General features: G+C 71.0%; 25 protein-coding genes and 2 tRNA genes. 9 read left to right on the forward strand and 18 right to left on the reverse strand.

The genetic code is table 11. The features are described from left to right. The first annotated feature begins 14 nt into the window (after positions 1-14). From MUY14_RS30455 to MUY14_RS30465, 3 genes are all read left to right on the forward strand, one after another. Complete coding sequence (locus MUY14_RS30455; protein ID WP_247014359.1) at positions 15-605, forward strand: HEAT repeat domain-containing protein; 591 nt, start codon at positions 15-17, stop codon at positions 603-605. Positions 606-755: 150 nt separating this feature from the next. After that, positions 756-971 (forward strand): hypothetical protein, encoded by a 216-nt coding sequence (locus MUY14_RS30460; protein WP_247014360.1) that lies wholly within the window; start codon positions 756-758, stop codon positions 969-971. A 94-nt stretch (positions 972-1,065) separates the two neighbouring features. Then, on the forward strand, positions 1,066-2,379 hold the full coding sequence (locus MUY14_RS30465) for an acyltransferase (protein ID WP_247014361.1): 1,314 nt from the start codon (positions 1,066-1,068) through the stop codon (positions 2,377-2,379). On the opposite strand, the gene MUY14_RS30470 is transcribed toward MUY14_RS30465, so the two are convergent. The 8 genes from MUY14_RS30470 to MUY14_RS30505 form a co-directional block, all read right to left on the reverse strand. After that, a complete protein-coding gene (locus tag MUY14_RS30470) occupies positions 2,369-3,265 on the reverse strand; it encodes an amidohydrolase family protein (protein ID WP_247014362.1) in 897 nt (298 codons plus the stop codon). The two genes, MUY14_RS30465 and MUY14_RS30470, sit on opposite strands and share 11 nt — an antisense overlap. Beyond that, complete coding sequence (smpB, locus tag MUY14_RS30475; protein WP_247014363.1) at positions 3,262-3,744, reverse strand: SsrA-binding protein SmpB; 483 nt, start codon at positions 3,742-3,744, stop codon at positions 3,262-3,264. The genes MUY14_RS30470 and smpB overlap by 4 nt, the downstream gene beginning before the upstream one ends. A 47-nt stretch (positions 3,745-3,791) precedes the next feature. Beyond that, positions 3,792-4,685, reverse strand: a complete 894-nt coding sequence (gene ftsX, locus MUY14_RS30480) for a permease-like cell division protein FtsX (RefSeq protein ID WP_247014364.1) — start codon at positions 4,683-4,685, stop codon at positions 3,792-3,794. A gap of 48 nt (positions 4,686-4,733) precedes the next feature. Continuing rightward, positions 4,734-5,423, reverse strand: coding sequence for a cell division ATP-binding protein FtsE (ftsE, locus tag MUY14_RS30485; protein ID WP_003082104.1), 690 nt, complete (start codon positions 5,421-5,423; stop codon positions 4,734-4,736). A 112-nt stretch (positions 5,424-5,535) separates the two neighbouring features. Further along, complete coding sequence (gene prfB, locus MUY14_RS30490) at positions 5,536-6,639, reverse strand: peptide chain release factor 2 (protein WP_247014365.1); 1,104 nt, start codon at positions 6,637-6,639, stop codon at positions 5,536-5,538. 63 nt (positions 6,640-6,702) lie between these two features. Next, complete coding sequence (locus tag MUY14_RS30495; protein WP_247014366.1) at positions 6,703-7,203, reverse strand: PadR family transcriptional regulator; 501 nt, start codon at positions 7,201-7,203, stop codon at positions 6,703-6,705. Positions 7,204-7,581: 378 nt separating this feature from the next. Then, a tRNA-Met gene (locus MUY14_RS30500) sits at positions 7,582-7,658 on the reverse strand. Between the two features lie 77 nt (positions 7,659-7,735). Beyond that, positions 7,736-8,320 (reverse strand): TetR/AcrR family transcriptional regulator C-terminal domain-containing protein, encoded by a 585-nt coding sequence (locus MUY14_RS30505; RefSeq protein WP_247014367.1) that lies wholly within the window; start codon positions 8,318-8,320, stop codon positions 7,736-7,738. Positions 8,321-8,413: 93 nt separating this feature from the next. Here MUY14_RS30505 and MUY14_RS30510 point away from each other — a divergent pair, with 93 nt between their 5' ends. Then, positions 8,414-9,835: an FAD-dependent monooxygenase gene (locus tag MUY14_RS30510; RefSeq protein WP_247014368.1), complete on the forward strand. Its 1,422-nt coding sequence runs from the start codon at positions 8,414-8,416 to the stop codon at positions 9,833-9,835. Positions 9,836-9,892: 57 nt separating this feature from the next. Here MUY14_RS30510 and MUY14_RS30515 read toward each other — a convergent pair. Both MUY14_RS30515 and MUY14_RS30520 read right to left on the reverse strand, forming a co-directional pair. Further along, positions 9,893-9,966, reverse strand: a tRNA-Met gene (locus MUY14_RS30515). Between the two features lie 67 nt (positions 9,967-10,033). Continuing rightward, complete coding sequence (locus MUY14_RS30520) at positions 10,034-13,036, reverse strand: UPF0182 family protein (RefSeq protein ID WP_281506196.1); 3,003 nt, start codon at positions 13,034-13,036, stop codon at positions 10,034-10,036. A 149-nt stretch (positions 13,037-13,185) separates the two neighbouring features. Between MUY14_RS30520 and MUY14_RS30525 the strand changes: the two genes are divergently transcribed. Next, positions 13,186-13,725, forward strand: coding sequence for a PPA1309 family protein (locus MUY14_RS30525; protein WP_247014369.1), 540 nt, complete (start codon positions 13,186-13,188; stop codon positions 13,723-13,725). On the opposite strand, the gene MUY14_RS30530 is transcribed toward MUY14_RS30525, so the two are convergent. After that, positions 13,722-14,747: a PDZ domain-containing protein gene (locus MUY14_RS30530; RefSeq protein ID WP_247025315.1), complete on the reverse strand. Its 1,026-nt coding sequence runs from the start codon at positions 14,745-14,747 to the stop codon at positions 13,722-13,724. The genes MUY14_RS30525 and MUY14_RS30530 overlap by 4 nt on opposite strands. A 181-nt stretch (positions 14,748-14,928) precedes the next feature. Here MUY14_RS30530 and MUY14_RS30535 point away from each other — a divergent pair, with 181 nt between their 5' ends. Further along, positions 14,929-16,365, forward strand: a complete 1,437-nt coding sequence (locus MUY14_RS30535; RefSeq protein ID WP_247014370.1) for a zinc-dependent metalloprotease — start codon at positions 14,929-14,931, stop codon at positions 16,363-16,365. A gap of 822 nt (positions 16,366-17,187) precedes the next feature. Here MUY14_RS30535 and MUY14_RS30540 read toward each other — a convergent pair. Then, positions 17,188-17,697 carry a M48 family metallopeptidase gene (locus MUY14_RS30540; protein ID WP_247025317.1) on the reverse strand — a complete coding sequence of 170 codons (510 nt, stop codon included), beginning with the start codon at positions 17,695-17,697 and terminating at the stop codon, positions 17,188-17,190. A gap of 230 nt (positions 17,698-17,927) precedes the next feature. Here MUY14_RS30540 and MUY14_RS30545 point away from each other — a divergent pair, with 230 nt between their 5' ends. From MUY14_RS30545 to MUY14_RS30555, 3 genes are all read left to right on the forward strand, one after another. Continuing rightward, positions 17,928-18,983 carry a ThiF family adenylyltransferase gene (locus tag MUY14_RS30545; protein ID WP_247014371.1) on the forward strand — a complete coding sequence of 352 codons (1,056 nt, stop codon included), beginning with the start codon at positions 17,928-17,930 and terminating at the stop codon, positions 18,981-18,983. Between the two features lie 52 nt (positions 18,984-19,035). Next, a complete protein-coding gene (locus MUY14_RS30550; RefSeq protein ID WP_247014372.1) occupies positions 19,036-20,376 on the forward strand; it encodes an AarF/ABC1/UbiB kinase family protein in 1,341 nt (446 codons plus the stop codon). Positions 20,377-20,538: 162 nt separating this feature from the next. Then, positions 20,539-21,426, forward strand: a complete 888-nt coding sequence (locus MUY14_RS30555) for a hypothetical protein (RefSeq protein WP_247014373.1) — start codon at positions 20,539-20,541, stop codon at positions 21,424-21,426. A 284-nt stretch (positions 21,427-21,710) separates the two neighbouring features. Here MUY14_RS30555 and MUY14_RS30560 read toward each other — a convergent pair whose 3' ends face one another. From MUY14_RS30560 to MUY14_RS30585, 6 genes are all read right to left on the reverse strand, one after another. Next, a complete protein-coding gene (locus tag MUY14_RS30560) occupies positions 21,711-21,893 on the reverse strand; it encodes a hypothetical protein (protein WP_247014374.1) in 183 nt (60 codons plus the stop codon). Beyond that, positions 21,890-22,762 carry a trans-aconitate 2-methyltransferase gene (locus MUY14_RS30565; protein WP_247014375.1) on the reverse strand — a complete coding sequence of 291 codons (873 nt, stop codon included), beginning with the start codon at positions 22,760-22,762 and terminating at the stop codon, positions 21,890-21,892. The genes MUY14_RS30560 and MUY14_RS30565 overlap by 4 nt, the downstream gene beginning before the upstream one ends. Positions 22,763-22,852: 90 nt before the next feature. Beyond that, a complete protein-coding gene (locus tag MUY14_RS30570) occupies positions 22,853-23,107 on the reverse strand; it encodes a hypothetical protein (protein WP_247014376.1) in 255 nt (84 codons plus the stop codon). Further along, positions 23,104-23,460 (reverse strand): WhiB family transcriptional regulator, encoded by a 357-nt coding sequence (locus MUY14_RS30575; protein WP_247014377.1) that lies wholly within the window; start codon positions 23,458-23,460, stop codon positions 23,104-23,106. Before MUY14_RS30575 ends, MUY14_RS30570 begins: the two co-directional genes overlap by 4 nt. A gap of 151 nt (positions 23,461-23,611) precedes the next feature. Then, on the reverse strand, positions 23,612-23,869 hold the full coding sequence (locus tag MUY14_RS30580) for a hypothetical protein (protein ID WP_247014378.1): 258 nt from the start codon (positions 23,867-23,869) through the stop codon (positions 23,612-23,614). A 615-nt stretch (positions 23,870-24,484) separates the two neighbouring features. Next, positions 24,485-26,575, reverse strand: coding sequence for an ATP-dependent DNA helicase UvrD2 (locus MUY14_RS30585; RefSeq protein ID WP_247014379.1), 2,091 nt, complete (start codon positions 26,573-26,575; stop codon positions 24,485-24,487).

Here is a 26,575-nt window from a genome sequence, read left to right on the forward strand (position 1 = left end):
CAGGGGGAGCCGTCATGAACACCGCTTCGCGCAACCACGACTGCCGGGCCGGCCAGGAGTTCCGGGACGGGATCGACCTCCCCGGCTGGGAAGAGCAGAGCGTCTGGGGCTGGGACCCGCCGGCCGGCAGCTTCTTCGCCCAGCTGTGGCGCAACGGCAGCACCGGCGACGAGCCCGACATCTGGATCAGCGGCGTGGACACCGTGTTCCGGTGGCCGTCCGGCATCGTGCTCGAAATCGTCGAGCGGACACCGGAATCCCCGGCAAAGGTGGTGGCCGCACTGGGACTCGCCGCCCCGCAACCGCGGCTACGCGACGACGCCGAGGTCATCGCGCTGCTCCGCTCCGCCGTGGACCGGGAAAAGACCGCCCTCCGCCGCGGCGCGATCCACGCGCTCGGGTGGACGCAGGGCTTCGCGAAAACCACCCCCGTCCTTCGCGGCGAATGGCGCGGCCCCCGGCCGACGGCCGCGGAAGTCGAAGCCGAACACCACCTGGTCACCGGCGCGCTGCACCGGCCGGGCGGCGACCGCGACTTCCTCTCCGGCGTCGACGCCTCCCTCTGGTGGCTGCTCACCCGCGGCTCCGACACGTGGTTCCTCTGACCCGCCGCCACCGTGCGGACTTGCCCCCGGAGCCGACGATCAGTGACCAAAAGTCCCGTAGGGTGGACTCACGGTCACCCGTTCCGCGGGCGGCACCCCCAGCACCGCTCACCTACCATGAGCGGACCCGCCGGCGAGAGGAGCGAGCAGATGACCGATGAAGTCCGCTTCTTCGGCGGCCCGCTCGACGGCCGCGTCCAGGAGCTCGGGGACGCCGAGCCCGTTCCCGGCACCGTGATCCGGCACATCCACCTGCACGGCGGCCCGAAGATCGAGACCCGTTACGAGCTCGGGCAGACCGATCACGGCTGGGAGTACCGCGTCGCCGCGACGCAGCACGAACCCGAGCCGGACGGGCTGAGGTAGGGAGAACCCCCGTATCCGGCGGGGGTGAACAGGACCCCGAAGACGCCGGTCAGCACCGCTGTCCCGGAACCCCGGACCGGCCAAGCTCAGCAGCATGCAAACGAGCCGGGACCGCTTCCTCGACGTCGTCCGGGCGGGGGCCATCCTCGCCGTCATCGCCCAGCACTGGGTCATGCCGGTGCTCTCCTACTCCGACGGCCGCCTCGCCACCGGGAACGCACTCGCGACGCCGGGGTGGTGGATCGTCACCTGGCTCAGCCAGGTCATGCCGCTCGTCTTCTTCGCCGGCGGCGCGGCGAACCTGATTTCCTTCCGCCGCGCGGAATCCACGCGGACGTGGCTCGCCGCCCGCATCAAGCGGCTGATGGTGCCGGTGCTGCCGTTGATGGCGGTCTGGCTCGTCGTCCCGGACTTCCTGCGCGGCCTCGGTGTCCCGCCGCAACCGCTGCAGGTCGGCAGCGCGATCGCCGCGCAGCTGCTGTGGTTCCTCGCCGTGTACGTGCTCGTCGTGCTGCTGACGCCGCTGATGGTCGCCGCGCACCGGCGCTGGGGCCTGAAGGTTCCGCTCGTCATGGGCGCCGCGGGCATCCTCGTCGACGTCGCGCGCTTCAACGACCTCGGCTACATCGGTTACGCCAACGCGATCTTCGTCTGGGTCGCCGTCCACCAGCTCGGGTTCCACTACGTCGAAGGCCGCCTCGGCACGCTCACCCGCCGCGCCGCCCTCACGCTCTCGGCCGCCGGCTTCGGGATCACCGCGCTGATGGTCGCGTTCGGCCCGTACCCGGCCAGCATGATCGGGATGCCCGGCGCGCCGGTGTCGAACATGAGCCCGCCGACCGTGCTGCTCGCCTTCCTCGCCGTCGGCCAGATCGGCCTGCTGCTCGCCTTCCGCCCGCAGCTCAACGCGCTCGCCGAACGTCCCGGCATCGGCCACGCGCTCAGCTGGCTCGGCGCGCGGTTCATGAGCGTCTACCTCTGGCACATGCCGGCGCTGATCGTGGTCGCGGGTGTGACGGTGTACGGCCTCGGCTACGAAACCCCGGCGCCGGGAACGCTGCTCTGGCTGGTCATGGCGCCCGCGTGGTTCGCCGTGTGCGGAATGGTGCTGCTCGGCCTGCTGCGGCTGTTCGCGCACTTCGAGATGCAGCGCGACACCGGTGAGATCACCGCGAAGCTCCCGCAGCTGGTCGTCGCCGGGCTCCTGGTTTCCGGTGGCCTGCTCGGGCTGGCCGCGCACGGGTTCGCGCCGCTTTCGGACGGCATCGCGCACGGCCCGGTGCCGTGGGTGGTCCTCGCGACGGCCGGGTTCCTCCTAGCGGGCAAGCGGATCCCGGTGACCGCGCTCGGCACCCGCTACCTGGGCCGCGCGGTCGCGGTGAGCGAGCGGGTCGCGCTCAAGCGTTGAGCAGGCGCAGCGGGGTGTCGTGCAGGACCGCACGCAGGAACGGCTCGCCCAGGCGATCGTCGGCCGCCCAGCCGGCGATCGCCTGCAGCTGCGTCGCGTAGGAGTACGGGATGTTCGGGAAGTCCGTGCCGAGCACGACGCGGTCGGCGAACTCCGCCAGCCGCGCCGTCCAGTCCGGTGGCAGCGGCGACATCGCCTCGGCGAACGGGACGCCCACCATCGTCGTGTCCAGGTGCACCCGCGGGTACTTCGCCAGGAGCTCGAAGGCCGTCCCGAACTCGGGCATCGCCGAGTGAGCGAGCACGGCCGTCAAGTCCGGGTGGCGCGCCAGCACCTCTTCGAAGACCGACAACCCGGTGAAGTCACCACGCAACGGTCCGTGTCCACAGTGGACGACCACGGGGACACCGGCGTCGGCGAGCGCGCCCCACACCGGCTTCAGCAGGTCGTCGCGCGGGTCGTACGCGCCCACCTGCACGTGCGCCTTGAACACCCGGGCGCCGGCGCGCAGCGCACCGTCCACAGCGGACCCGGCGCCGGGCTCGGGGTAGAACGTCCCGGTCGGCACGGCGTCCGGCACCTGCGCGGCGAACTCGAGCGCCCACGACGTCAGCCACTCCGCCATCCCCGGCTTGTGCGGGTACACCAGCGGCGCGAACCGCACCACCCCGAGCGACCGCAGCGTCGCCAGACGCTCCCCTTCGGACGTCCGGTAGTGCACCGGCCACTCGGTGCCGTAGTGCGTCGAAGCCCGGTCGAAGTACGCCCAGACCTTGTCCATCACCGGTTTCGGCAGGAAGTGGACGTGCAGGTCGACCAGGCCCGGCAGGCCCAGCGACGCCGTCCACGCGGCGACGTCGGCATCCGAAGCCGGGCCCGCCGTCACTCCGTGAACCGGCCCTTCAGCGCGCGGCCCATGGCCTTCCTGATGTCCCGGTCCGCGTCGCGCTTGGCGAGCGTCTGGCGCTTGTCGTAGGCCTTCTTGCCCTGGGCCAGCGCGATCTCGACCTTGACCTTGCCGTCCTTGAAGTACATCGACAGCGGCACCAGGGAAAGCCCGCTCTCCTTGGTCTTGCCGATGAGCTTCTCGATCTCGCGCCGGTGCAGCAGCAGCTTCCGGGTCCGGCGCGGGGTGTGGTTGGTCCACGTGCCCTGCGTGTACTCCGGGATGTGCACGTTGCGCAGCCACACTTCGCCGTCGTCGACCGTCGCGAACGCGTCCGCCAGGGACGCCTTGCCCTCGCGCAGGCTCTTCACCTCGGTACCGACGAGCACGAGACCGCACTCGTAGGTGTCGATGATGGAGTAATCGTGCCGCGCCTTGCGGTTCGACACGATCACCTTCTGGCCACGTTCCTTGGGCATACGACCACTCTACGTGATTCCGGGCAGGACAAGCAGCCGGTTAAACGCTAGTGCCGGACGTACAGGCGCAGCGTGACGTAACCGGTGATGGCGGAGATCACCACGGACACCGCAAGCAGGATCGGCGCCACCGGGAACAGCAGCTCCAGCATCGTGATCTTCGGGAACACGTCACCGGTGAAGACCGAATCGAGGAAGCCGGCCTTCGTGATGATGAGCATGATGATCCCGAGGATCGCACCGACCGCGCCGGCGACCACCGCCTCCAGGAGGAACGGTAGCTGCGTGTACCACCGCGTCGCGCCGACCAGCCGCATGATGCCGACCTCCGTGCGCCGCGTGAACGCCGACACCTGGATCGTGTTCGCGATCAGCAGCAGCGCCGCGATGGCCATGATGAGCGCGGCGCCGAACGCCATGTTCCGGACGCCGTTGAAGGCGTTGAACACGCGGTCGAGGAACTTCTTCTGGTCGTCGACCTTCCGCACGCCCGGCTTGGTCGCGTACTCCTGCACGATCGAGTCGCTGCGGTCCGGGTCCTTCAGCTTCACGTGCAGCGACGCGGGCAGCGACTCGGGGCCGGTCAGCGCGATCAGCTCCGGCTGGCTCTCGAAGATCTTCTTGAACCGGTCGTAGGCCTGGTCCCGGTTCTCGAACACGACCGACTCGACGCCGCTGTTGCTCTGCAGGTCCGACCGCAGTGACTGGCACAGCGCCTGCGCGCAGTTCTTGTCCGTCGTGCTGATGTCGTCGGTGAGGTAGACGGAAACCTCGACGTCGGCGAGGAAGTTGGACTTCATCTTGTCGATCGTGCGCACGGCCAGCAGGCCGCCGCCGAGCATGGCGAGTGACACGGCCGTGGTCAGCATCATCGCGATGGTCATCGTGATGTTCCGGCGCAGGCCGGTGACTACCTCACTGAAGACGAAACTGGCGCGCATGGCGGGTGCAGGTCCTTGGGGTCGGGGTCGGTGCGGGGTGGGCGGGTCTCAGCGACCGATGCCGTAGACGCCTCGGGCGTCGTCGCGGATCACCCGGCCGAGCTGCAGCTCGACGACTCGGCGCCGCATGGAGTCCACGATGGAGTGATCGTGGGTCGCCATCAGGACGGTCGTGCCGGTGCGGTTGATCCGCTCCAGCAGCAGCATGATGTCCTGGCTGGTGTCGGGGTCCAGGTTCCCGGTCGGCTCGTCGGCGAGCAGCACCAGCGGCCGGTTCACGAACGCGCGCGCGATCGCGACGCGCTGCTGCTCACCACCGGAGAGCTCGTTCGGCAGCCGGTCGGCCTTGCCATCGAGCCCGACGAGCTCGAGCACCTCGGGGACGACCTTCTTGATGGTCGGGCCGGGCTTGCCGATGACCTCGAGGGCGAACGCGACGTTCTCCGCGACGGTCTTGTTGGCCAGCAGACGGAAGTCCTGGAACACGCAGCCGATGGTCTGCCGCAGGCGGGGGACCCGGCGGCGGGCCAGCTTGGCGACGTCGAAGTTGGACACCATCACGCGGCCCTTGCTCGGCGTCTCTTCGCGCAGCAGCAGCCGGAGGAAGGTCGACTTCCCCGATCCCGAAGGACCGATGAGGAAGACGAACTCACCCTTTTCGATGTCGACGGACACCCGCTCGAGCGCGGGCCGCGTCGAGGTCTTGTAGACCTTGGAAACCTCTTCGAGCCGGATCACGATTCGGCATACTACCCACCGGTCTCGTGAAGCCCCGGTTGCCCGGTCCACCCGGGTGGAGCAGCGGGCGTTCGCGCACGGTGAGCGGTCGCGCGAACACCCCCTGCGCCGATCAGGCGTTGGCGGTCTGCTTGCGCCAGCGGATGCCGGCGTCGAGGAAGCCGTCGATGTCGCCGTCGAGCACCGCGCTCGGGTTGCCGACCTCGAACTCGGTCCGGAGGTCCTTGACCATCTGGTACGGGTGCAGCACGTAGGAGCGCATCTGGTTGCCCCAGCTGGAGCCGCCGTCCTTGAGCGCGTCCATCTGCTTGCGCTCTTCTTCCTTCTTGCGCTGCAGCAGCCGCGACTGGAGGACCTTCATCGCGGCCGCCTTGTTCTGCAGCTGCGACTTCTCGTTCTGGCAGGAGACGACGATGTTCGTCGGGATGTGCGTGATGCGCACCGCGGAGTCGGTCGTGTTCACGCTCTGCCCACCGGGGCCCGACGAGCGGTAGACGTCGACCCGGATGTCCTTCTCCGGGATGTCGACGTGGTCGACCTCTTCGACCTCGGGCAGCACCTCGACGTGCGCGAACGACGTCTGGCGGCGGCCCTGGTTGTCGAACGGCGAGATCCGGACGAGCCGGTGGGTGCCCTGCTCGACCGAGAGGGTGCCGTAGACGTAGGGGGCGCTGACCGTGAACGTCGCCGACTTGATCCCGGCCTCTTCGGCGTAGGAGGTGTCGTAGACGTCGGTCGGGTAGCCGTGGCGCTCCGCCCAGCGCAGGTACATGCGGAGCAGCATCTCGGCGAAGTCGGCCGCGTCGACGCCGCCGGCTTCGGCACGGATGGTGACGACGGCGTTGCGGTCGTCGTACTCGCCGGAGAGCAGGGTGCGGACCTCGAGGCCGTCGATGGACTTGCCGAGGTCGGCGAGCTCGGTCTCGGCCTCGCCCATGCTGCCGGCGTCGCCTTCGGCCTCGGCGAGCTCGTACAGCACGCCCAGGTCGTCGAGCCGCTGGCGCAGTTCGGAGACCCGGCGCAGCTCGCCCTGCCGGTGGGACAGCTGGCTGGTGACCTTCTGGGCCGCCTCCGGGTCGTCCCAGAGGGTCGGGCTCGAGGCCTGCTGTTCCAGGTCGGCCACCTGGGCACGCAGCGCATCCAGGTCCATCACCGACTCGATTTGCGTCAGTTTGCCGGTCAGGTCCTTCAGTGCCGCGTCGAACTCATCACTCACGTTTGTCAAGGTTACGGCAAAACCCACGACCGGTTGCGAGGACCGGTCGTGGGCGCGCGAACCTCAGGCCGCGGGGATGGCGTCGAGCAGCTTCAGCGCGGCCTTGGCCTGAGCCTGGGCGAACTCGGCGACGGCCTTTTCGTACGGCCCGTCGGCCGCCTTGGTGGCCGCCTTGGCGTCGTCGAGCTGCTGGCCGTAGCTGGTCCGGGCCGACTCCAGCAGCGACTGGCGCTGCTTCGCGGTCAGCGACCCCGCGTGCACGAGCCGCAGGATCAGCGGGCTGCGCAGGTGGTCGGGACCGGCCTCGGACGTCAGCCAGGCCTTGAAGGCCTTCTTGCCGGCGGCGGTGATCAGGTACTGCTGGCTGGAGCGCGGGCCCTGCTTGCCGAGCCGGACGAGACCTTCCTTGGACAGCGCCGGGAGCTCCCGGTACACCTGGCTGCGGGTGACGCTGAAGAAGGCGCCGAATCGCTCACCAGCTCCCGCGACGAGCTGCCCGCCGGTGGCGGGACCGTCGTGGAGCAGACCGAGCAGGGCGGCGGCTGTTGCATTCAATTCGGACACGTCCCCTACATTCCCACTTATCGGCCCCTGTGTCCACAGTGGTCAGCGGAGCTGTCCATTGTGGCTAGTGAGATCCCCTCGTTCGGCCCAATGCGACCAGGTCCACTGTGGACCGCGGACACGCAGCGCAACCATGGCCGCGGTTCTTTGGTCCAACCAGCCGCACGCGAACGGCCGCGGAACGGCCAGGCAGGTGAGTCCGGCAGTCGGTTTTCCCCGGCTTGGCCGAGAGCGGACACGCACCGCAACCACCCCGCTGCGAGCGCCGCATCGCGGAATCCGCAGTTTTCCGAGCGTTTCGCGGGAAAGTCGCAGCGGAAGTTGTGCGGATATGACAAAAGAGGCGCGTTCCCGGATTTCCGAGAACGCGCCTCTTCGTGGTAGCGGGGACAGGATTTGAACCTGCGACCTCTGGGTTATGAGCCCAGCGAGCTACCGAGCTGCTCCACCCCGCGCCGTTGTGGTACTTGAATAGATTACACGGGGTCGCCAACGGCTTTGCACCGGGGTCCACCAAGCGGCTGACCAGGCGTTACTCCACTCCGAGCCACCGGCGTGCTCCACTCAGGACCATGGCGAGCCCGTCCTCGAACCGCGAATCGACGTCGGCCAGCAGGTCCCCGGCCTCTTCGCTGCGGTAGCGCTCGTCCAGTTCGCCGGGCTTCGGGTAGACGGCCTGCTCTTCGATGGTGAACCCGACGACGTAGCTGTACACGGTGAACAGCGCCTGAGCGGCCCTGCGCCCGTCCAGCCCGGCGTCGATGCTGCGGCGCAGCGGACTGGGCGGGACCGATCCGGCGTCCCCGAGGTAGGTACCGGCGAAAACCTTCCCGCCGTCGCGGTAGGACAGCATCATCCGCCGCAGCGCCCGCGCGCTGTGCGCGACGGCGTCCCACTCACCCAGCCCCGCCGGCGGCAGGCGGTCCTCGGCGGAATCGCGGTACATCTGCGTCGCCATCTCGTCGAGCAGCTCCTGCTTGTTCTTCAAGTGCCAGTAGAGCGCGGGCGCCTTGACGCCGAGATCGGCCGCGATCAGCCGCAGGGTGAGGCCGTTGAGTCCGGCCTCGTTGAGCAGCTTCAGCCCCGAGCGTGCGATGTCCTGCCTGGTCAGGGCCATGTTTCCGGTTCTCCTCGCGGTGCTGCTTGACAGTTTAACGATGTTAAGGGCATCCTCGGGTCAGGTCAATTTAACGTTGTTAAGGAGCTGGGGATGGACGAGCTGACCGCGGACGTGGTCGTCGCCGGGGCGGGCCCGACCGGGCTGATGCTGGCGAACGAACTGGCACTGGCCGGAGTGGACGTCGTCGTGCTGGAACGGCTGGCCGGGCGCACCGGGCTGTCGAAGGCGCTGAACCTGCAGCCGCGCACGGCGGAGGTGCTGGACCTGCGCGGCCTGCTGGGCCGGGCGGAGCAGCGGTCGTTCACGACCGTGCCGGAAGGCCACTTCGCGATGATCCCGGTCAGCTACGCGGGCTGGGACACGCGCCACCCGTACCAGCTGGGCATCCCGCAGGCGCAGGTCGAAGCGGCGCTGGAGGAGTGCCTGGCCGAGCAGGGCGTGAAGGTGCTCCGCGGGCACGAGCTGACCGGCTTCGCCCAGGACGAGGGCGGCGTGACGGTCACGGCGGGCGACGTCCGGGTGCGCACGGCGTACCTGGTGGGCTGCGACGGCGGCCGCAGCGCGGTGCGGAAGGCGCTGAACCTGCCGTTCGAAGGGTTCGAAGGCCGCGGGCACGGCGTCTCGGCGGACGTCCTGTTCCGGTCGGCGCCGCCGGGCGCGCCGACGGAGTGGCGGTCGATGCGGGACCTGGTGCGCTCGGCGGCGTCACCGGGATCGTTCGTCGGCCTGATCCCACTGGCCGAGCCGAACCTGTACCGCCTGAGCTACGGCGACCGGCTCAACCGCCCGGCGGACCTGCGGGCGAAGGTGACCGACGACGAGGTGCGCGAGGTGGTCCGCGGCCGGTTCGGCGACGACGTGGAGATCGCCGAAATCCGCTGGGCGTCCCGGTTTTCCGACGACGCGCGCGTGGCGGGCCGCTACCGGGTGGACCGGGTCTTCCTCGCCGGCGACGCGGCCCACACCCACTTCCCGGCCGGCGGCCAAGGTCTGAACCTCGGCGTCCAGGACGCGGTGAACCTGGGCTGGAAGCTGGCGGCGGAGCTGAAGGGCCGCGCCCCGGCGGGCCTGCTGGACACCTACGAAGCCGAACGCCGTCCGGTGGCGGAAGCGGTGCTCGCGAACGTCGCGGCCCAGACCGCGTTGATCCCCGCGACGCCGGAACAGGGCGCGCTGCGGCTCCTCTTCCAGGACCTGACGGCGATCCCGGCGGTCCAGCACCGGCTGTCCGGAATGGTCTCGGGCCTGGACATCCGCTACCCGTCGCGAGAACCCCACCCGGCGGCGGGATCGCGCCTCCCGGACTTTCCCCACGGCGACGGCCACGTGAGCGACCTTTTCCACAAAGGAAAGTTCGTCCTGCTGAGCACGACGTCCGTGGTGCCACCGCATCCGGACGTGGTCGTGGCCCGGGTGGCCGCGCTCCCCTGGCCCGACCTGACGAGCGTGCTGGTCCGCCCGGACGGTTACGTCGCGACGACAACGGATTCGGTGGGCGACCGGCTCGCCTGAAGAAACTCGTCTGAAAAAAAGAAGAGGCGTGGCCATCGGCCACGCCTCTTCTTCCAGTAGCGGGGACAGGATTTGAACCTGCGACCTCTGGGTTATGAGCCCAGCGAGCTACCGAGCTGCTCCACCCCGCGTCGTGAGACCTACCCTACGCCACCCTTTCCCGGGGGTGCAAAGCAGGTGCCACTTCGGTAACTGACGTCACCCTCCAGGCTGCGTGGTGGACGGCGGAGCGCTGCTGGACGGCGCCGCCGGCTTCGCTGCCTCGTACGCCCTCGCGGCCGCGTCGAGCGCCGCGAGCGCCGCACCCTGGTCGGCGAAGTTGCCCGACTGCTGGGCCGCCTTCAGCTTCGCGATCGCCGCCTGGATGTCGGTGACCGCCTTGTCCAAGGCCGCGTTCCCGCCACCGGTGTTCGGCGGGTTCGTCGTCGGCGCCGTCGGCGTGGTGGGCGGTGTCGTCGTCGGCTGCCCCGCCTGCGGTGGCGTGGTGGTGGCTTCGCCGGTGCCGGCCCCGAAGACCTGGTCGAGCGCTTCCTGCAGCGTCGCCCCGTAACCCACCTTCGGCCCGTACGAAACGAGGACGCGGGCCAGCTGGGGATAGCTGTTCTGGTTGCGCTGGCGGATGTAGACGGGTTCGACGTAGAGGAAGCCGTCCGCGACCGGGAGCGTGATCAGGTTGCCGTAGATCGGGATGACGTTGGGGTTGTTGAACAACGTCCGGTCCTGCGCCACCCGTGGATCGCTCTGGAACCGGTTCTGCACCTGCACGGGACCGTCGACCTGGCTCGCCCCGGTCGCCGCGCTCGGTAGCTGCAGGACGCGGATCTTCCCGTAGTCGTTCGCGTCGGACGACACCGACATCCACGACGCCAGGTACTGCCGCTGCAGACCGGTGAGCGAGCTCGTCAGCTGGAACGTCGGTTTGTTCTGGCCCGGGGTGTCGGCGAGGACGTAGTACCCGGGCTGGTTGGCCGCGCCCGCCGCGGCCGGGTTGGCGCCGCCTTCCGCCGTCGGGTCCTGCGGGACGCTCCAGAACGCCTGCTGCGAGTAGAACTCCTGCGGGTTGCTGACGTGGTAGCGGGACAGCAGTTCACGCTGGATCTTGAAGAGGTCCTCCGGGTAGCGGAAGTGCGAGCGCAGGTCCGGAGAGATCTCGGAGCTGGGCTTCACGAGCCCGGGGAAGACCTTCTCCCAGGCGTTGAGGACCGGTTCCTTGTCGTCGATCGAGTACAGCGTCACCGTGCCGTTGAAGGCGTCCACGGTCGCCTTCACGGAGTTGCGGATGTAGTTGATCGAGCTGTTGGCCTGGCGCGCGACGCCGTTGAGGGAGTCGTTCGTGGCCGCGCCCAGCTGCGTCTGCTGGGCGTACGGGAAGTTGTTGAGCGTGGTGTAGCCGTCGATGATCCACTGGATCTTGCCGTCGACGACGGCCGGGTACGGGTCGCCGTCGAGGGTCAGCCACGGCGCGACCTTGCTGACGCGGTCGCGCGGGTCGCGGTTGTACATGATCTTGGAGTTGTCGCCGATGGCGTCGGAGAACAGGATGTTCCGTTCGCCGTATTCGGCGGCGAAGGCGAGGCGGTTGAACCAGTTGTCGACCGAGACGCCGCCGGTGCCCTTGTAGGTGTAGCGGTCGGTGGCGGTGTCGTACTCGCCGGGCGCGTTGCCCGTGGTGCCGCCGACGATGGCGTAGTCGGACTCCGCGGCGGACAGCTCGCCGTAGTAGATGCGGGGTTCCTTGACCTCGATGCCGGGCTGGCCCGCCCCGGGCGAACCGGCGCCCCCCGGGTTCTGCGTGTCGCTGGTGGTGGCGATCGGATAGCCGCCGTCGGAGTTGGCGTCCTTGACCGCGCGGTCGATGGTGTTGGCCGGCGCGGCGACGAACCCGTTGCCGTGGGTGTAGACGAGGTGCTTGTTGATCCAGCTCGTCTGGTTGCCGGTCAGGCCCTCGGTCTTGATCTCCTTGGCCGCGACGATGTAGTCCTGCGTCACGCCGCCGACGGTGTAGCGGTCGATGTCGAGCTTCGCCGGGAAGCCGTAGAAGTTCTCGCGGCCGACGCGCTGGGTGAAGGTGTCGGAAAGGATGTTCGGGTCGAGCAGCCGGATGTTGGACATCGTCCCGGTGTCGGCCTTCAGCTGGTCCGGCGTGGCCGACGAAGCGCCGTTGTACTGCTGGTACTGGACGTCGGTGAGGCCGTACGCGCGGCGGGTGGCGTCCATGTTGCGCTGGATGGACGTCGCTTCCTTCTCGTTCGCGTTCGGCTTCACCGAGAACTGGTCGAGGATCGCGGGCCACGCGACGCCGACGAGGATGCTGGACAGGATGAGCAGCACCAGCGCGATCGCCGGGAGCTGCAGGTTGCGCAGGAACGCGCCGGCGAAGAACGCGACCGCGCAGATCACCGAAATGCACAGCAGGATCAGCTTCGCGGGCAGGACCGCGTTCAGGTCGGTGTAGGTGGCGCCGATGAACAGCGGGGCGCCGCGGTCGGACAGCAGCAGGTTGTAGCGGTCGAAGAAGTACTCGGCCGCCTTCAGCAGCACGAAGAGGCCGACGGTGATGGCGAGCTGCGCGCGGGTCGGGCCGGCCAGCTGGCCGCCCTTGCCGGCGAGCCGGATGCCGCCGAAGACGTAGTGCGAGATCAGCGCGCCGAAGAAGGAGATGACGACGGTGATGAACAGCCAGCCGAGCAGCCAGTTGTAGAAGGGCAGGTCGAAGGCGTAGAAGCCGACGTCGTTGCCGAACTCGGGATCGGTCTGGCCGAAGGAGGTGCCGTTGAGGAACAGCTGCACGACCTGCCAGTCGCCCTGGGCCGACAGGCCGGCGATCAACCCCGTCAGCACTGGGATGCCGATCCCGAAGAGCCGGATGCGGGCGACGATCGCCGAGCGGTAGCGCGCCAGCGGGTCGTCCGCGCCGGAGATCGGGACGAACACCGGGCGGGTCCGGTAGGCGATCATCAGGCTGATCGCGAGCGCTCCGCCGACGAGCAGGCCGACGGCGAAGAACAGGATGACCCGGGTCACCACCTGGGTGGTGAACACCGATCGCGCCCCGACTTCGCCGAACCACAGCCAATCGACGTACGTGTCGAGGAGGCGGGCCCCGAGCAACAGCGCCAGCACGATCACCGCGGCGATGATGAGGAGGATCCGGCTCCGCCGGGACAGCTTCGGCAGGCTCACCGGGGGCCGAGTCGCCACGGCACACGCTCCTGTCTTCGTCAACACTTGAACAGGGGCGCGTGCGCCCCCTGATTCCCTAACTCTACGGATGCCCCGTGAAGTTCCCGGGACCCGCCCAAACCGGACTCGCGAAGATCGCGCGCCGGCCGGCCTGACACCATGTGCGCATGGCAGCAGACGAAGCGCGACAGGCCGGCGTGGCCGCGCTCGCTCGTGAGATCGAGGAGTTCATGGCCGCGGGTGGCTGGGACCAGCCGCCGCAGCTGTTCGCGCTGGTGCCGACGGCGGCGCTGCTGGACGAGCAGCCGGAGCTGGCCGGGCAGCTGGACCGGGCGAACCCGCTGACGCCGGTGGCGCAGGAAGCGCTGCCCGACGGCGACCTCGCCGAGGCACTGGGCCGGATCGCGTGGCCCGATCTGGTGATCGGCTGCGCGCTGGCGCAGGAGATCATCGTGCTGCCGCCGGGCTCGGAGTCCGAGCTGCCCGACGTCGCCGAGGCGGACGCGGAGAGCCTGCGCCGCGCGGCCGCCGACCACCCGCAGCGCACGGAAGCCCGCCTGGTGGCCGCGGTCCTGCGCGACGGCGAAGGCGCCTGCGTGATGCGGCTGCGCGGCGTCGGCACCGAAGAGCCGCTCGACGAGATCGTCGAGAGCCCGGACCTGGCGCCGAACCTCCTCGAAGCGCTCAAGGCGACGCTGCTCCCCTAGCAGGCGGCCGTCGGACGGCCCGCCTTCAGGTTGCCCAGCTGGGTGAGCGCGTCGTCCAGTGTGGACACCTTGATGAGGTTGAGCCCGGCCGGCGCGTTGGTCTTCGCCTCGGCGCAGTTGTGCTCGGGCACCAGGAAGTCGGTCGCCCCGGCCTCGCGCGCGCCGACGACCTTGAACGAGATTCCCCCGATCGGGCCGACCTCGCCGGTCTCGGAGATCTCGCCGGTGCCGGCGATGTGCCGCCCGGCGGCCAGGTCACCGGGCTGCAGCCGGTCGATGATCGCGAGCGTGAACATCAGGCCCGCCGACGGGCCGCCGACGTCCTGCAGGGAGATGTTGACGGTGAAGGGCGCGTCGGCCCGGTCGACCGCGGTGAGGCCGATGAAGCCCTCCTTGCGGTCCGGGCGCGCGGCGAGCGTGAGCGGCACGGTCCGTTCAGGCTGGCCGTCGGACTGGAAGGTGATCTGCACGGTCTGGCCGGGCAGCGTGCCGGCCAGCGCGTTCCGGACGTCGGCGGCCTCGACGATCTTCTTGCCGTTGACGGTGATCAGCTTGTCGCCGGGCGAGAGCACGTGGTCGGCGGGGCTGCCGGAGACGATCTGCTTCGCCAGCACCTTGACCGGGTAGCCGAGCTTGCGCAGCGCCGCGACCTGCGCGTTCGTCTGCGAGTCCTGCAGCTGCTGGATGTTCTCCTGCTTGACCTGTTCGTTGGTCTCGCCGGGCTTGAAGTACTCCTCACGCGGTGCGAGCGCGTAGCGGCCGCTGGCCCAGAAGCCGAGGCCCTGGAAGAGGGTGACGCCGTCGTGCAGCGAGACGGTCGTCATCCGCAGCTCGCCGGTGGTCTGCTGGGTGTCGTGACCGGTGACCTGGATGACCGGGTTGCCTGCGGCGTCGCGACCCAGCGTGTCGTAGGTCGGGCCCGGGCTGATCGCGACGTACGGCACGGGCACGACCGAGCCGAGCACCACGAAGATCAGGAACAGCGAGCCGCTGACCACGAGAGTCCAGCCGCGGCGGGTCATCCGCCGGGCCTCGCCGGCCGGTTCCGCCGCCGGTTCCGGCGCGCTCTTCGCGGGGGCGGTCTCCTCGGAGGACTTGGTCACGACCGACAGCGTACGGTGACCGCGTTCGCTTCTCGGTGAAGGCCACGCGACGGGTCCGGTTCACGCCCTCGACGGCCGCCGACCCGCGTACGGTGGACACATGAGCAAACCCCCGTTCGGCTTCGGACCGTCCGATCCCGACAAACGAGGTGAGAACGACCCCTCGGAGCCTTCGGGCGCCGAGGCCTTCAACCAGCTCGGGCAGATGCTGAGCCAGCTGGGCCAGATGCTCAGCCAGGCCGGTACTTCCAGTGGGCCGGTGAACTACGACCTCGCCAAGCAGATCGCCCTCCAGACCCTCGGCAGCGCCGGCAACACCGGCCAAAGCCGCCTCGGCTTCAGCGGCGGCGACGACGCGAACGCCGCGGTCCGCGACGCCGCCCACCTCGCCGAGCTCTGGCTCGACGCGGCAACGGTCTTCCCGGCCGGCGCGACGTCGACGGTCGCCTGGTCTCCCCGCACCTGGGTGGAGAAGACGCTCCCGACGTGGCAGCGCCTCTGCGACCCGGTGGCCCAGCAGATTTCGGGCGCGTGGATGCAGGCGTTGCCCGAAGAGGCCAAGCAGGCCGCCGGCCCCCTGTTGCAGATGATGGGCCAGATGGGCGGCATGGCCTTCGGCTCCCAGCTCGGCAACGCGCTGGCCCAGCTGGCCTCGGAGATGCTGACGGCCTCCGAGATCGGCCTCCCCCTGGCCCCCGCCGGAACATCGGCCCTGCTGCCGGCGAACATCGAGAAGTTCGCCGACGGCCTGGAGCTGCCGAACAGCGAGATCCTGGTGTTCCTGGCCGCCCGCGAGGCCGCCCACCAGCGCCTGTTCACGCACGTCCCGTGGCTGCGCCAGCGCCTGCTCGCGACGGTCGAGGAGTTCGCCCACGGCATCACGGTCGACACGTCGGCCCTGGAGTCCCTGGCCGGCCGCATCGACCCGTCGAACCCGGCGAGCATCGAAGAGGCCATGTCTTCGGGCCTCCTGGAGCCCCAGACAACGGACGAGCAGAAGGCGGCCCTCCGACGCCTGGAGACGCTGCTGGCCTTGGTCGAAGGCTGGGTGGACGTGGTGGTGGCCGAAGCGGTCGGCGACCGCCTCCCGGGCGCGGACGCCCTGCGCGAGACCCTCCGCCGCCGCCGCGCAACCGGCGGCCCGGCCGAGCAGACGTTCGCCACCCTGGTCGGCCTGGAGCTCCGCCCCCGCCGCATGAGGGACGCGTCCAACCTGTGGAGCCTGGTGGGCGACCGCCACGGCGCCGAGAAGCGCGACGGCCTCTGGTCCCACCCGGACCTGATGCCGACAGCGGAGGACCTGGACGAGCCGATCGACTTCGCGGACCGCGTGGGCGAGAGCGGCTCGCTGGACGACCTGGACCCGATGGCGGAGCTGGAGCGCACGGAGCGGGAGGAGCGGGAGAAGAAGAACCCGTCACCCAAGCCTGACTCCGCGGCCGCGTCCGACTCCGACACTGCCGCCGGCTCCGGCTCCGGCTCCGACAAGGCCCCGGACACCGACCCCGACTCCGACAAGGGCGGCCAGTCCTCCTGAGCCGACCCCGGCGAGGCTGACCGGCCCTCCAGAGTTAAGCCCGCGAGGCCGACCGGCCCTCCCGAGCTAAGCCCGCGTGGCCAGCCAGTCCTCCCGAGCTAAGCCAGCGAGGCCGGCCAGCCCTGCCGAGCTAAGCCCGCGAGACCGGCCGGCCCTCCCGAGCTAAGCCCACAAGGCCGGCCAGCCCTCCCGAGCCGGAAGTCCGACCGGGCGCGATCGCCCTAGAGCTGTGGTCCAGAGGGCCGGTGACCTGCGCAGCGGGTCACCGGCCCTCTGCGTTTACCACCGTCCCCATCCAGCACCGTCCGGGCACCCCTCGGGTCCCATCCACACCTCCCGCGCGCCGACCTCAGCCGCCCCACCGCAGCCACCGCCCCGCCCTGCGAGCTAAGCCCGCGGGTCACGGCCCTCTGGCATCCACCACCCTCGCCAGCCAGCACCGTCCGGGCACCCCCGGGTCCCAACCGCACCTCCCGCGCGCCGGCCTCAGCCACCGCACCGTCCTCCCGAGCTAAGCCCGCGGGTCACCGGCCCTCTGGCATCCACCACCGTCGCCAGCCGGTTCAGCGGGGCAACGCCCCGCCACCCAGCACCGCCAGGCGCCCCGGGTCCCGCCCGCACCTCCCGTGCACCCAGCAGGCACCACCACCAGCCGGCCCGGCCGCCCAAGCTCCGCAGCCACCAGCCGACTCGGCCACTCAAGGCCCGCAGCCACCCGCCCGGCCCTCACCCGTCACCAACCACCCCACTCACCCCTCCCAGCGCCCCGAAACCAACCGGGGCAACCCACGAACCCGCAGGTCACCCCGGCCACCTCACCGCTCAATCCTCGAGGGAAATCCCCCACCCGGCGGCCGCCGACAACCCCTCCAGGTATCCGATTGCCCGCTCGGTTTTCGGATACCGCTGCACCAACGCCCAGAACGCCGCGTCGTGCCCGGGTTCACGCAGGTGCGCCAGCTCGTGCACCAGCACGTAGTCGAGCACCCACGGCGGCACCTTCCGCAGCCGGTCGCTGACCCGGATGGTCGCGTCGACCGGTGTGCAGGACGCCCACCTCGTGCGCATCGGCGGCACCCAGCGGACGCTCGCCGGCCTCGCGTCACCGCCCAGGTACTTGCCCGACAGCAGCGCGCAGCGCGCGAGCAGCGCTTCGTCCGACGTCTTCGGGGACGCCGGCCGACGTGGTTCCGAGCGCTGCAGTTTGCGCTCCATCTCGGCGACCCAGTGTTTCTCCTCCGCCCTGGTCATCCGCGCGGGGATGAGCACGACGAGCGTGTCGTCCTTCCAATACGCGGTGACCGTCCGGTGCCGGCGCTGGCTGCGCCGCACTTCGACCTTGTGTCCCGGTGTGTCCGACGAGGGGTTCGCGTCCCCTCGGCCTCTCAGTGAAGGCATGCGTGCTTCGACCACTCGACAACGGTAAGGCCAGGCACCGACAACTCCGAGAGACTTGCGGTCACAGACCCGAGTTGTCCACAGCCCTCTCCACTTGTGGACAACTCGGCCGATCCGGCGTCTTCCCGAGCTTTCCGGTCGGTCCGGGGTGCCATCCTGCGGACATGCTCCTCACCACCGCGGACATGCCCCCGGTCCTCCTGCCCACCCATCCCGCCCTGCTCCCGGGCCTGACCGTCCTCGAACGGGGCCCACGCGAGATCCAGATCGGGCTCGACCCGCGCCACGGCGTGATCGTCGAAAACCTGGCCCCGGAACTCACCGCACGAATACGCGCGCTCGACGGCAGCAAGCCCGTCGAGCGGCTCCTGCTCGCCGAGAGCGAACACCGTGACCAGCTGCGCACACTGCTGCGGCAGCTGACCGCGCTCGGCCTGGTCACCGACGCCGGCCGCCCCGAAGGCCCGGGGCTGCGCGGCGAAACCGGCCTCTGGTCGCTGCGGGCCCGGCATCACCAGCTCGCGCTGGCGGAGCGGCGGCGCGCTGCGGCGGTCACGGTGCACGGCAACGGCCGGGTGGCGGTCGCCGTGGCCGTCCTGCTGGCCAACGCCGGGGTCGGGCACGTCGAGCTCCAGCAGTCCGGCGCGGTCACCGAGCACGACCTTGGGTCGGGCTTCACCACCGCGGACCTGGGCCGGGCCAGGCGGCAGGCGCTCGCCGACCTGCTGCACCGGGTCGACCCCGAGGTCCGCGTCACGCGCCTGCACGACCGGTACCCGGACCTGACCCTGCTCACCGACGCCGTCGTCCCCGCGCCGGAGGCCGTCGCCGAGCTGATGGAGGACGGCGTCCCGCACCTGCCGGCGCGCGTCCGCGACGGCACCGGCATCGTCGGGCCGCTGGTCGTGCCGGGCCGCAGCTCGTGCCTGCGCTGCGCCGACCTGCACCGGACGGACCTCGACCCGTGCTGGCCCCGCGTCGCCGGGCAGCTCGTCGGCCGGCACCAGCGGCCCGACCTCGGCGCGGTCCACGCGTGCGCGTCGCTGGCCGTCGCCCAGGCCATGCGGCTGCTCTCCCCCGCCGCGCCGGCGCCGCCGGTGTGGAACGCGACGCTCGAGATCGACGCCTTCGACGGCCGCATCCGCCACCGCGGCTGGCCACCCCACCCGAGCTGCGGTTGCGGCGCGCGACCCCCTACGACAGGAGACGTAGGCCACTAAGACCGCGCGAGCAGGCTGCGCACTCCTGTGCACGCAAGGCAGAATCGCGGGGGTGACCGACTTCCGCGACCCGGGCGACCGCGACACCGCGATGCCGCGCAAGGGTGCCGCCCGCACCGCCAAGCTCGCCAGTCTCCCGCTCGGCATCGCCGGCCGGGCGGTCGGCGGGTGGGGCAAGAGGCTCGCGGGCCAGAGCGCGGAACAGGTGAACGCGACGCTTTCGGCCAAGGCCGCCGAGCAGCTGTTCGAGGTGCTCGGCACGCTCAAGGGCGGGGCGATGAAGTTCGGCCAGGCGCTGAGCGTGTTCGAGGCGGCGGTGCCGGACGACATGGCGAAGCCCTACCGCGAGGCCCTGACGAAGCTGCAGGCCGCCGCGCCGCCGATGCCCGTCCGGCAGACCCACCGGGTGCTCGCCGAGCAGCTGGGCCGCACCTGGAGCAGCCGGTTCGCGTCGTTCGACGACGAGCCGGCGGCGGCCGCGAGTATCGGCCAGGTCCACCGCGCGGTCTGGCACGACGGCCGCGAGGTCGCCGTCAAGGTGCAGTACCCGGGCGCCGACGAAGCGCTGCGCAGCGACCTGCGGCAGCTGCAGCGGTTCAGCCGGCTGTTCCAGGCGTTCGTGCCCGGCACCGAAGTCAAGCCATTGCTGGCCGAGCTCGCCGAGCGGATGAACGAGGAGCTCGACTACCAGGCCGAGGCGCAGCACCAGCGCGCCTTCGCGAAGGCGTTCGACGGCGATCCCGGCATCCTCGTGCCGCGGGTGGTGGCGAGCGCGCCGAAGGTCGTCGTGACGGAGTGGGCCACCGGCACACCGCTGTCCAAGGTGATCGCGGACGGCGACCGCGAGACCCGCAACCTGGCGGGCCGGCTGCTGGCGGAGTTCCACTACTCCTCGCCCGAGCGCGTCCACCTGCTGCACTCCGACCCGCACCCCGGCAACTTCATGATCACGGCCGACGGCAGGCTGTGCGTCATCGACTTCGGCGGCGTCGCCCGGCTGCCCGAGGGCATCCCCCGCCACCTGGGCGAGATGACGCGGCTGGCCCTCGACGGCGAGTCCGCGGACCTGATGCGCCTGCTGCGGGAGAACCGCTTCATCCGGCCGGACAGCGACCTGACCGCGGACGAGGTGCTGGCGTACCTCGCGCCGTTCACCGAGCCGCTGGCCGAGCCGACGTTCCACTTCACCCGCCGGTGGATGCAAAAGCAGGCCTGGCGGGTGGGCGACAGCCGCGGCAACGACTTCCGGGTCGGCCGTTCGCTGAACCTGCCGCCCGAGTACCTGATGATCCACCGGGTGACGGCGGGCTCGACGGGCATCCTCTGCCAGCTCGACGCGGAGATCCCGGCACGCGGCATCGTGGAGCGCTGGCAGCCGGGTTTCGCCGGCTGAGTTGTCCACAGGCGGGGCCGCGAAGGGGTGGTTGCCGCCGAGTTGTCCACAGGCGGCGGGAAGGCTGTTCCACCCGGTTGGCGGAGCCGTCATGCTCGATGCATGGCTGCTACTCAGTGCACCGACCCACTGTCCCTCAGTAACCCCGGCACGTGCGAGGTGATGAACCTCGAACAGTTGCGAAGGGCCGGGGTGTCCGATCGAAGAACCAGGCGGCTCTGCGGCCCCGGCGGGCCGTGGCGCCGCCTGCACCCCGGCGTCGTCCTGCTGCGCAACACGGCTCCGACGCGGCAGCAGCTGCTGCACGCCGCGCTGGTGCGGTACGGGCCGCAGGTGGTGATCACCGGTGCGGACGCGCTGCAGGCCCACGGCGTGAAGTGCCCGCCGTCGGAGGAGATCCGGCTGCTGGTGCCGGATCATTGCCGGGTGGTGGCGTGCGAAGGCGTCCGCGCGGCCCGCACGGCCCGGCTGCCGTCCCCGGTCCGGGTCGACGGCCTGCCGTTCGCCCCGCCGGCCAGAGCAGCCCTCGACCTGGCACGAACGGAGCCGGATCCGGCGCGGATCCGCCACCTGCTGACGCTGCCGCTCTACTGGGGTCTGTGCGACCGCCAGGAGCTGGTGCAGGAGCTCGACACGGGCCCCCAACGCGGCACATCGGCGGTCCGGCGGGTGCTGCGTGACCTGGACGAGGGCCCGATCCAGGCGCACGGCCTCGCTACCCGAGTCCTTGAGACAGCCCGCCTCCCACCGCCGAACTGGGACATGACGATCTGCGACCGCCGAGGCCGCCGCATCGGCCAGGCCGACGCATGGTGGGACGAGCAAGGCCTGGCCTGGCAGTACCGCTGCGGCCCCGGCCCCACCGGCGGCTTCAGCCACCTGGCCCTGGCAGCGACGGGCATCGTCCTGGTCCGCTGCACGGTCCGCCAGCTGCGCCAGGTCCCCCACGAGGTAGCCCAGGAACTGGCCCGGGCGTACGGCGAAGCGTCCCGCACACCTCGCCCCCGGGTCCGCGCCATCCCGATGTCCACCTCAGGCGACGCGGCCTGACACCCCCGGCCCCACCGAACCCGACCACCCCACAGGAGGCCAGATCGAGCACGAACACGCCCCACCCGGCCACCCATGCGGCTCTCGACCACCGAGCCTGCCCGCACCCGCCAAGCCGGCCAGCGCCCACCCAGCCACCGGCCGACGGCCCGCTCCAACCGGGTGACTCGCGCCCCACCGAGCCCCGCGCCCGCCAACCCACCGAAGGCCCGAGCACCGACCACCGAAACCAGGCGCGACCGACTCGTGCCCGGGCCGACCGACTCCTCAGGAGGCTGAATCGATCACCAATACTCGTCGGGCAGCTTGCCCTCGATGTCACGCACGTGCTGCCGAGCGCAGTCCGGGCACAGCCACCGCAGCCCGCCGCGCTCGCGCGTCGAGACCCATGCGAGTGCCGTAGCCGGATCGTCGTCCGAACGACGGCGACCGCAGCGGGTGCACGCCGGCGACTCCGGGGCGCTCACCGCGACCGTCCACAGTGGATTGCTTTGGCGCCGAACAGAAAAAGGTCGTCCCGGTGGGCGAGGAAGTCCGGGCTCCGCGGGTCGGTCAGCGCGGCGACAGCCTCGCGATCGTCGGCCGCAAGCCACTCCCCGACCGACTCGGCGAGCCACTCGACGCGCTGCAGCACGTACTCGCGCAGCCGGTCCGAACCCGGCGCCGGGTGGTCGATGAGCGCGCCGAACGACTCGACGTCCCCGAGTCCGGCTTCGCGAAGCGCGCGGGTCCAGCCGTAGGGCATGGCGACGCTGCCGTCGGTCTCGGTCCGCATCCGGGCGAACCACTCGCCCCGCGCGGCGAGCAGGCGTTGCTCGAGTCCGGGCCGGCCGACGCCGAGCTCCCAGGGCAGGCATCGCAGGTCGAGGCCGCCTTCGGCGATGGCGAGCACCCCGCCCGGCCGGAGCAGACCGGCCAGCGTGCGGAGCGCGGCCTGCTGGTCGCCGACGTGGTGCACGACGCCGGCGGCCCACACGAGATCGGCGGCGGGCACCTGCCCGGCCAGGCCGGGATCGGCGAGGTCCGCACGCCGGGCGACGACGTCGACGGCGCCGCCGGCTGCCTCGGTGACCGCCCGCTGGGCCTCGGCCAGCAGTTCCGGCGTCGCGTCGACGAGCACGACGGTGCCCCCGCCCGCGCGGGCGAGCTCGCGCGCAAAGAGCACGCTCATGCCGCCGGCCCCGGAGCCGACGTCGACGACGGTCGGGCGCGCACCGACCGCGGCGAGCAGCCGCCGGGCGACGGGCGCGAGCGCTTCCGCGTCGAGTGCGTCGGCCATGCGCAACTGGGCCAGGCGGTCGGCCCAGTCGATGTCGTGGTGGGTGTGTCCGGACATCAGCCCATTGAACACCAGCGTTCTCGCCGGGGAGCCGGACGAAGCGCGCGCGAAGGCCCCCGCCACCCGAAGGCGGCAGGGGCCCTGCGCTCAGTTCTGGTCCTGGTACCGCTCCGCGCGTCGGGCCGCCCATCGGGCTACGCGGCTCCACCGGCGGACGGCGCGTGCGCCACCTCGGGCCCGCTGGGCGCGGACCCCCTCTTCGAGATCCCGTATTCGGGCCCTCGACAGTTCTTCGTAGAGCAACATCTCGCTGATCTCCTCGATCTCGGTCTTCGTCAACTGCAGCGGTTCACCGCTGGTGTGTGCTTCGTAATCCCTGGTCGTGACCGGTTCGACGCTCATGCGGCGGCGCTCCGGTGATCGCCGCCGGCCTTGGCCGCGGCGGGCTCGACGGTGGCGTTCTTGCGCGGACGGCCACGGGGCCGCTTGCGCGCGATCACGACGCCGCGCTCGAAGATCTCGCCACCCCAGACGCCCCACGGCTCACGCCGGGCCAGCGCGCCGGCCAGGCAGGCCTCGCGCACCGGGCAGTCGGCGCACTGGGTCTTCGCGCGCTCGAGCTCGGCCGGGGACTCCGCGAACCAGAGGTCCGCGTCGCCCGAACGGCAGGGCAGCGCCACGTCGGGGACGGCGATCGGGTCGAGCAGGTCGGCGAATATTGCCTCACCGGAGGTGTAGGCGACGGCCGATGACATGGTGGTTCCTCCTTGTGTCGTACGGGATTGCGAGTGGGTGCTTGAGCTGGGCAACGCTGTTCCTCTTGGGGTTGTGCAGCCAAAAACACGAAGGCCGCGGATCCGGGTTTTCCGGTTCCGCGGCCTTCGTGAGCCTCGTGTCCTGACTAGGTCAGGAACTTCGCTCCCGTATCGACAACGGAACACGGAACTGCTTGACGGTCGGCAGATCAGCCTGCGGGTACGCGGCGAGAACGCCCTGCGTCCCGAAGACGACGACACCGGTGGCCCAACGCCGCTCGACACGGCGCATGCCACGGATCCCGTGCGCGCTCACGGACACACCGGTGCCCGGGCGCTGAGCAGCCGCAACTTCCGCGGCGCAGGACAGACGGGTGCCCGGGTTCGTGAGCGTCAGGTTGATGGTCATTTCACCGGCACCTCCTTCTGTACTCTGCACACGCGGCCGCCGAGCGGCGCTGTCAACGTGGATCCCCAGCCGAGCCCTTCGGGCTCGGTACTGGCAGGTTATTGCTCCCCACCACACCGAGGCAACTCAATTAACGGGAAAATCCTCGAAGATACGAAGATCGCCCCTGAGCAGCGGGTTCGCCGCGTCGATCATGGCTCGGACGCGGTCAACACCGCATCGGCGCGGACCCACCACCCGAGGCGCGCAGGTCGGCCGCAGGAGCCGCGCACATCCCGCCGCGAAGCCACTACCGAGCGACGCGCCCGCCGCGCGAACGACGCCGGACAAGCCGCGCGGCCGCACGAACAACACCCGCACGCCGCGCACACGACACCGGCACCCCGGCAGCCACACGAACGGCACCCGCACGCCGCGCGCGCGAAGCCGGGCACCCCCGCAGCCCCACGAAAAACACCCGCACGCCGCGCACACGACACCGGCACCCCGGCAGCCACACGAGTCACGCCGACCGCGCCCGCGTGCCCGGCCCACCGGGGCGAGCCGCGCCGAGCCCGCGTCCCGGCCGCGTCCACCCCATGGCGCGAGCCCCGAGAGGGACCGGCGCCAGCCGGCTCAGGACTCCGTCGACGCCCGGACCACCCCGAGGATCTCGGTGCCGAACCGCTCGAGCTTCGTCGCGCCGATGCCCGAGATCGTCACCAACCCGGCCTCGTCCGTCGGGCGCTGCTCCGCGATCGCCATCAACGTCGTGTCGGTGAACACGACGAACGCCGGCACCTTCAGCTCCCGGGCGCGCTCGCCGCGCCAGGACTTCAGGCGCTCCAGCAATCCTTCATCCACTGTGGACGGACACCGGCCGCAGCGGCCGAGCTTGACCTCGAGGGTCTCCAGCAGGGGGCCGCCGCACACGCGGCAGCGGGTCTTCACCGGGTTCGCCGCCATCGGCTTCTGCTGGGACCTCGCCGCGCGGGCGGCCGGGTGGTCCTCCGGGATCAGGCCGTACAGGAAGCGGCTGCGGCGGCGGTTGCGCCGTCCGCCCGGCGTGCGGGCCAGGGCCCACGACAGCCACAGGTGCTCACGGGCGCGCGTCACACCCACGTAGAAGAGACGGCGCTCCTCCTCGATCGCGGCCTCGTCGTCGCCCGCGTGGAGGATCGGCATCGTGCCCTCGGCCAGGCCGACCAGGAACACCGCGTCCCACTCCAGGCCCTTCGCCGCGTGCAGCGAAGCCAGCGTCACGCCCTCGACCGTCGGGGGGTGCTGGGCCGCCGCGCGCTGGTCGAGCTCCGCGCAGAAGCGGGGCAGGTCCGCGTCCGCGACCGTCGAGGCGAGCTCTTCGGCCAGCTCGACGATCGCCAGCAGCGCGTCCCAGCGCTCCTTCGCCGCGCCGCCGGCGGGCGGGGACTCCGTGAGGCCGACGCGGGCGAGGACCGACCGGACCGTCGTGACCAGGTCGGAGCTGACGTCGCCGCTCGCCGCGCGCAGGGCCGACATCGCCTGGCGGACCTCGGTCCGGTTGAAGAAGCGCTCGCCGCCGCGGACCAGGTACGGGATGCCGGCGTCGGACAGCGCCGACTCGTACGCCCCGGACTGGGCGTTCACGCGGTAGAGGATCGCGATCTCGCTGGCCGGCACGCCGCCGTCCAGCAGCTCGCGGATGCGCCGCGCGACGGCCTCCGCCTCGACCGCCTCGTCGTCGAACTCGGCGAAGCGCGGCTCCGGGCCCGACGGGCGCTGGCCGATCAGCTTCAGCCGCGAGCCGGCCGGGCGGCCGCGTGCCGCGCCGATCACGCGGTTCGCCAGCGAGACGACCTCGGGCGTCGAGCGGTAGTCGCGCTCGAGGCGGACGACGGTGGCCTCCGGGTAGCGCCGCGTGAACTCCAGCAGCGCCTTCGGCGACGCGCCGCCGAAGGAGTAGATGGTCTGGTTCGCGTCGCCGACGACGGTCAGGTCGTCGCGGCCGCCGAGCCACGCGTCGAGCAGGCGCTGCTGCAGCGGTGTCACGTCCTGGTACTCGTCGACGACGAAGCAGCGGTAGCGGTCGCGGAACTCCTCGGCGACGACACCGTGCTCCTCCAGCACCGCCGTCGTGTGCAGGAGGAGGTCGTCGAAGTCGAGGACCTGCGCCGCGTTCTTCAGCTCTTCGTATGTCCGGTAGACCTCGGCGATCTGCGCGGCCGGCGCCGGGATGTCCCGCTGGGCGCGCGCGGTGACGGCCGGGTAGTCGTCCGGGCTGACCAGCGACGCCTTCGCCCACTCGATCTCGCTCGCCAGGTCGCGCAGGACCTCGACCTCGGTGCCGAGCTTCGCCCGGTTCGCGGCCTGGCCGACGAACCGCAGCTTGTTGTCCAGCAGGTCCCACGGCCGGTCGCCGACCACGCGCGGCCAGAAGTACCGCAGCTGGCGGCGGGCGGCGGCGTGGAACGTCAGGGCCTGCGCCGCGTCGACGCCGAGGCCGCGCAGCCGGGTCCGCATCTCGCCCGCGGCCCGCGTCGTGAACGTGACGGCAAGCACCTGACCTGCGGAAACGTGCCCGGACCCGACCAGGTGGGCGATCCGGTGGGTGATCGTGCGGGTCTTGCCCGTGCCGGCTCCGGCGAGCACGCAGACCGGCCCGCGGGGGGCACTGGCGGCGGCATGCTGCTCGGGGTCGAGACCGTCGAGCAGGCGGGAGCGGCCCTTCGGGGAAAGTACGCCAGTCAC

The sequence above is a fragment of the Amycolatopsis sp. FBCC-B4732 genome (genome assembly GCF_023008405.1).
Taxonomy (GTDB): Bacteria; Actinomycetota; Actinomycetes; order Mycobacteriales; family Pseudonocardiaceae; genus Amycolatopsis; species Amycolatopsis pretoriensis_A.

Bases quoted from the DNA above. Each gene is read 5' to 3' on its own strand.
- MUY14_RS30455 (WP_247014359.1), top strand. From the start codon at position 15: ATGAACACCGCTTCGCGCAACCACGACTGCCGGGCCGGCCAGGAGTTC.
- MUY14_RS30460 (WP_247014360.1), top strand. From the start codon at position 756: ATGACCGATGAAGTCCGCTTCTTCGGCGGCCCGCTCGACGGCCGCGTC.
- MUY14_RS30465 (WP_247014361.1), top strand. From the start codon at position 1,066: ATGCAAACGAGCCGGGACCGCTTCCTCGACGTCGTCCGGGCGGGGGCC.
- smpB (WP_247014363.1), bottom strand. From the start codon at position 3,744: ATGCCCAAGGAACGTGGCCAGAAGGTGATCGTGTCGAACCGCAAGGCG.
- ftsX (WP_247014364.1), bottom strand. From the start codon at position 4,685: ATGCGCGCCAGTTTCGTCTTCAGTGAGGTAGTCACCGGCCTGCGCCGG.
- MUY14_RS30505 (WP_247014367.1), bottom strand. From the start codon at position 8,320: ATGGCCCTGACCAGGCAGGACATCGCACGCTCGGGGCTGAAGCTGCTC.
- MUY14_RS30510 (WP_247014368.1), top strand. From the start codon at position 8,414: ATGGACGAGCTGACCGCGGACGTGGTCGTCGCCGGGGCGGGCCCGACC.
- MUY14_RS30525 (WP_247014369.1), top strand. From the start codon at position 13,186: ATGGCAGCAGACGAAGCGCGACAGGCCGGCGTGGCCGCGCTCGCTCGT.
- MUY14_RS30530 (WP_247025315.1), bottom strand. From the start codon at position 14,747: ATGACCCGCCGCGGCTGGACTCTCGTGGTCAGCGGCTCGCTGTTCCTG.
- MUY14_RS30535 (WP_247014370.1), top strand. From the start codon at position 14,929: ATGAGCAAACCCCCGTTCGGCTTCGGACCGTCCGATCCCGACAAACGA.
- MUY14_RS30545 (WP_247014371.1), top strand. From the start codon at position 17,928: ATGCTCCTCACCACCGCGGACATGCCCCCGGTCCTCCTGCCCACCCAT.
- MUY14_RS30555 (WP_247014373.1), top strand. From the start codon at position 20,539: ATGAACCTCGAACAGTTGCGAAGGGCCGGGGTGTCCGATCGAAGAACC.
- MUY14_RS30565 (WP_247014375.1), bottom strand. From the start codon at position 22,762: ATGTCCGGACACACCCACCACGACATCGACTGGGCCGACCGCCTGGCC.
- MUY14_RS30570 (WP_247014376.1), bottom strand. From the start codon at position 23,107: ATGAGCGTCGAACCGGTCACGACCAGGGATTACGAAGCACACACCAGC.
- MUY14_RS30575 (WP_247014377.1), bottom strand. From the start codon at position 23,460: ATGTCATCGGCCGTCGCCTACACCTCCGGTGAGGCAATATTCGCCGAC.
- MUY14_RS30580 (WP_247014378.1), bottom strand. From the start codon at position 23,869: ATGACCATCAACCTGACGCTCACGAACCCGGGCACCCGTCTGTCCTGC.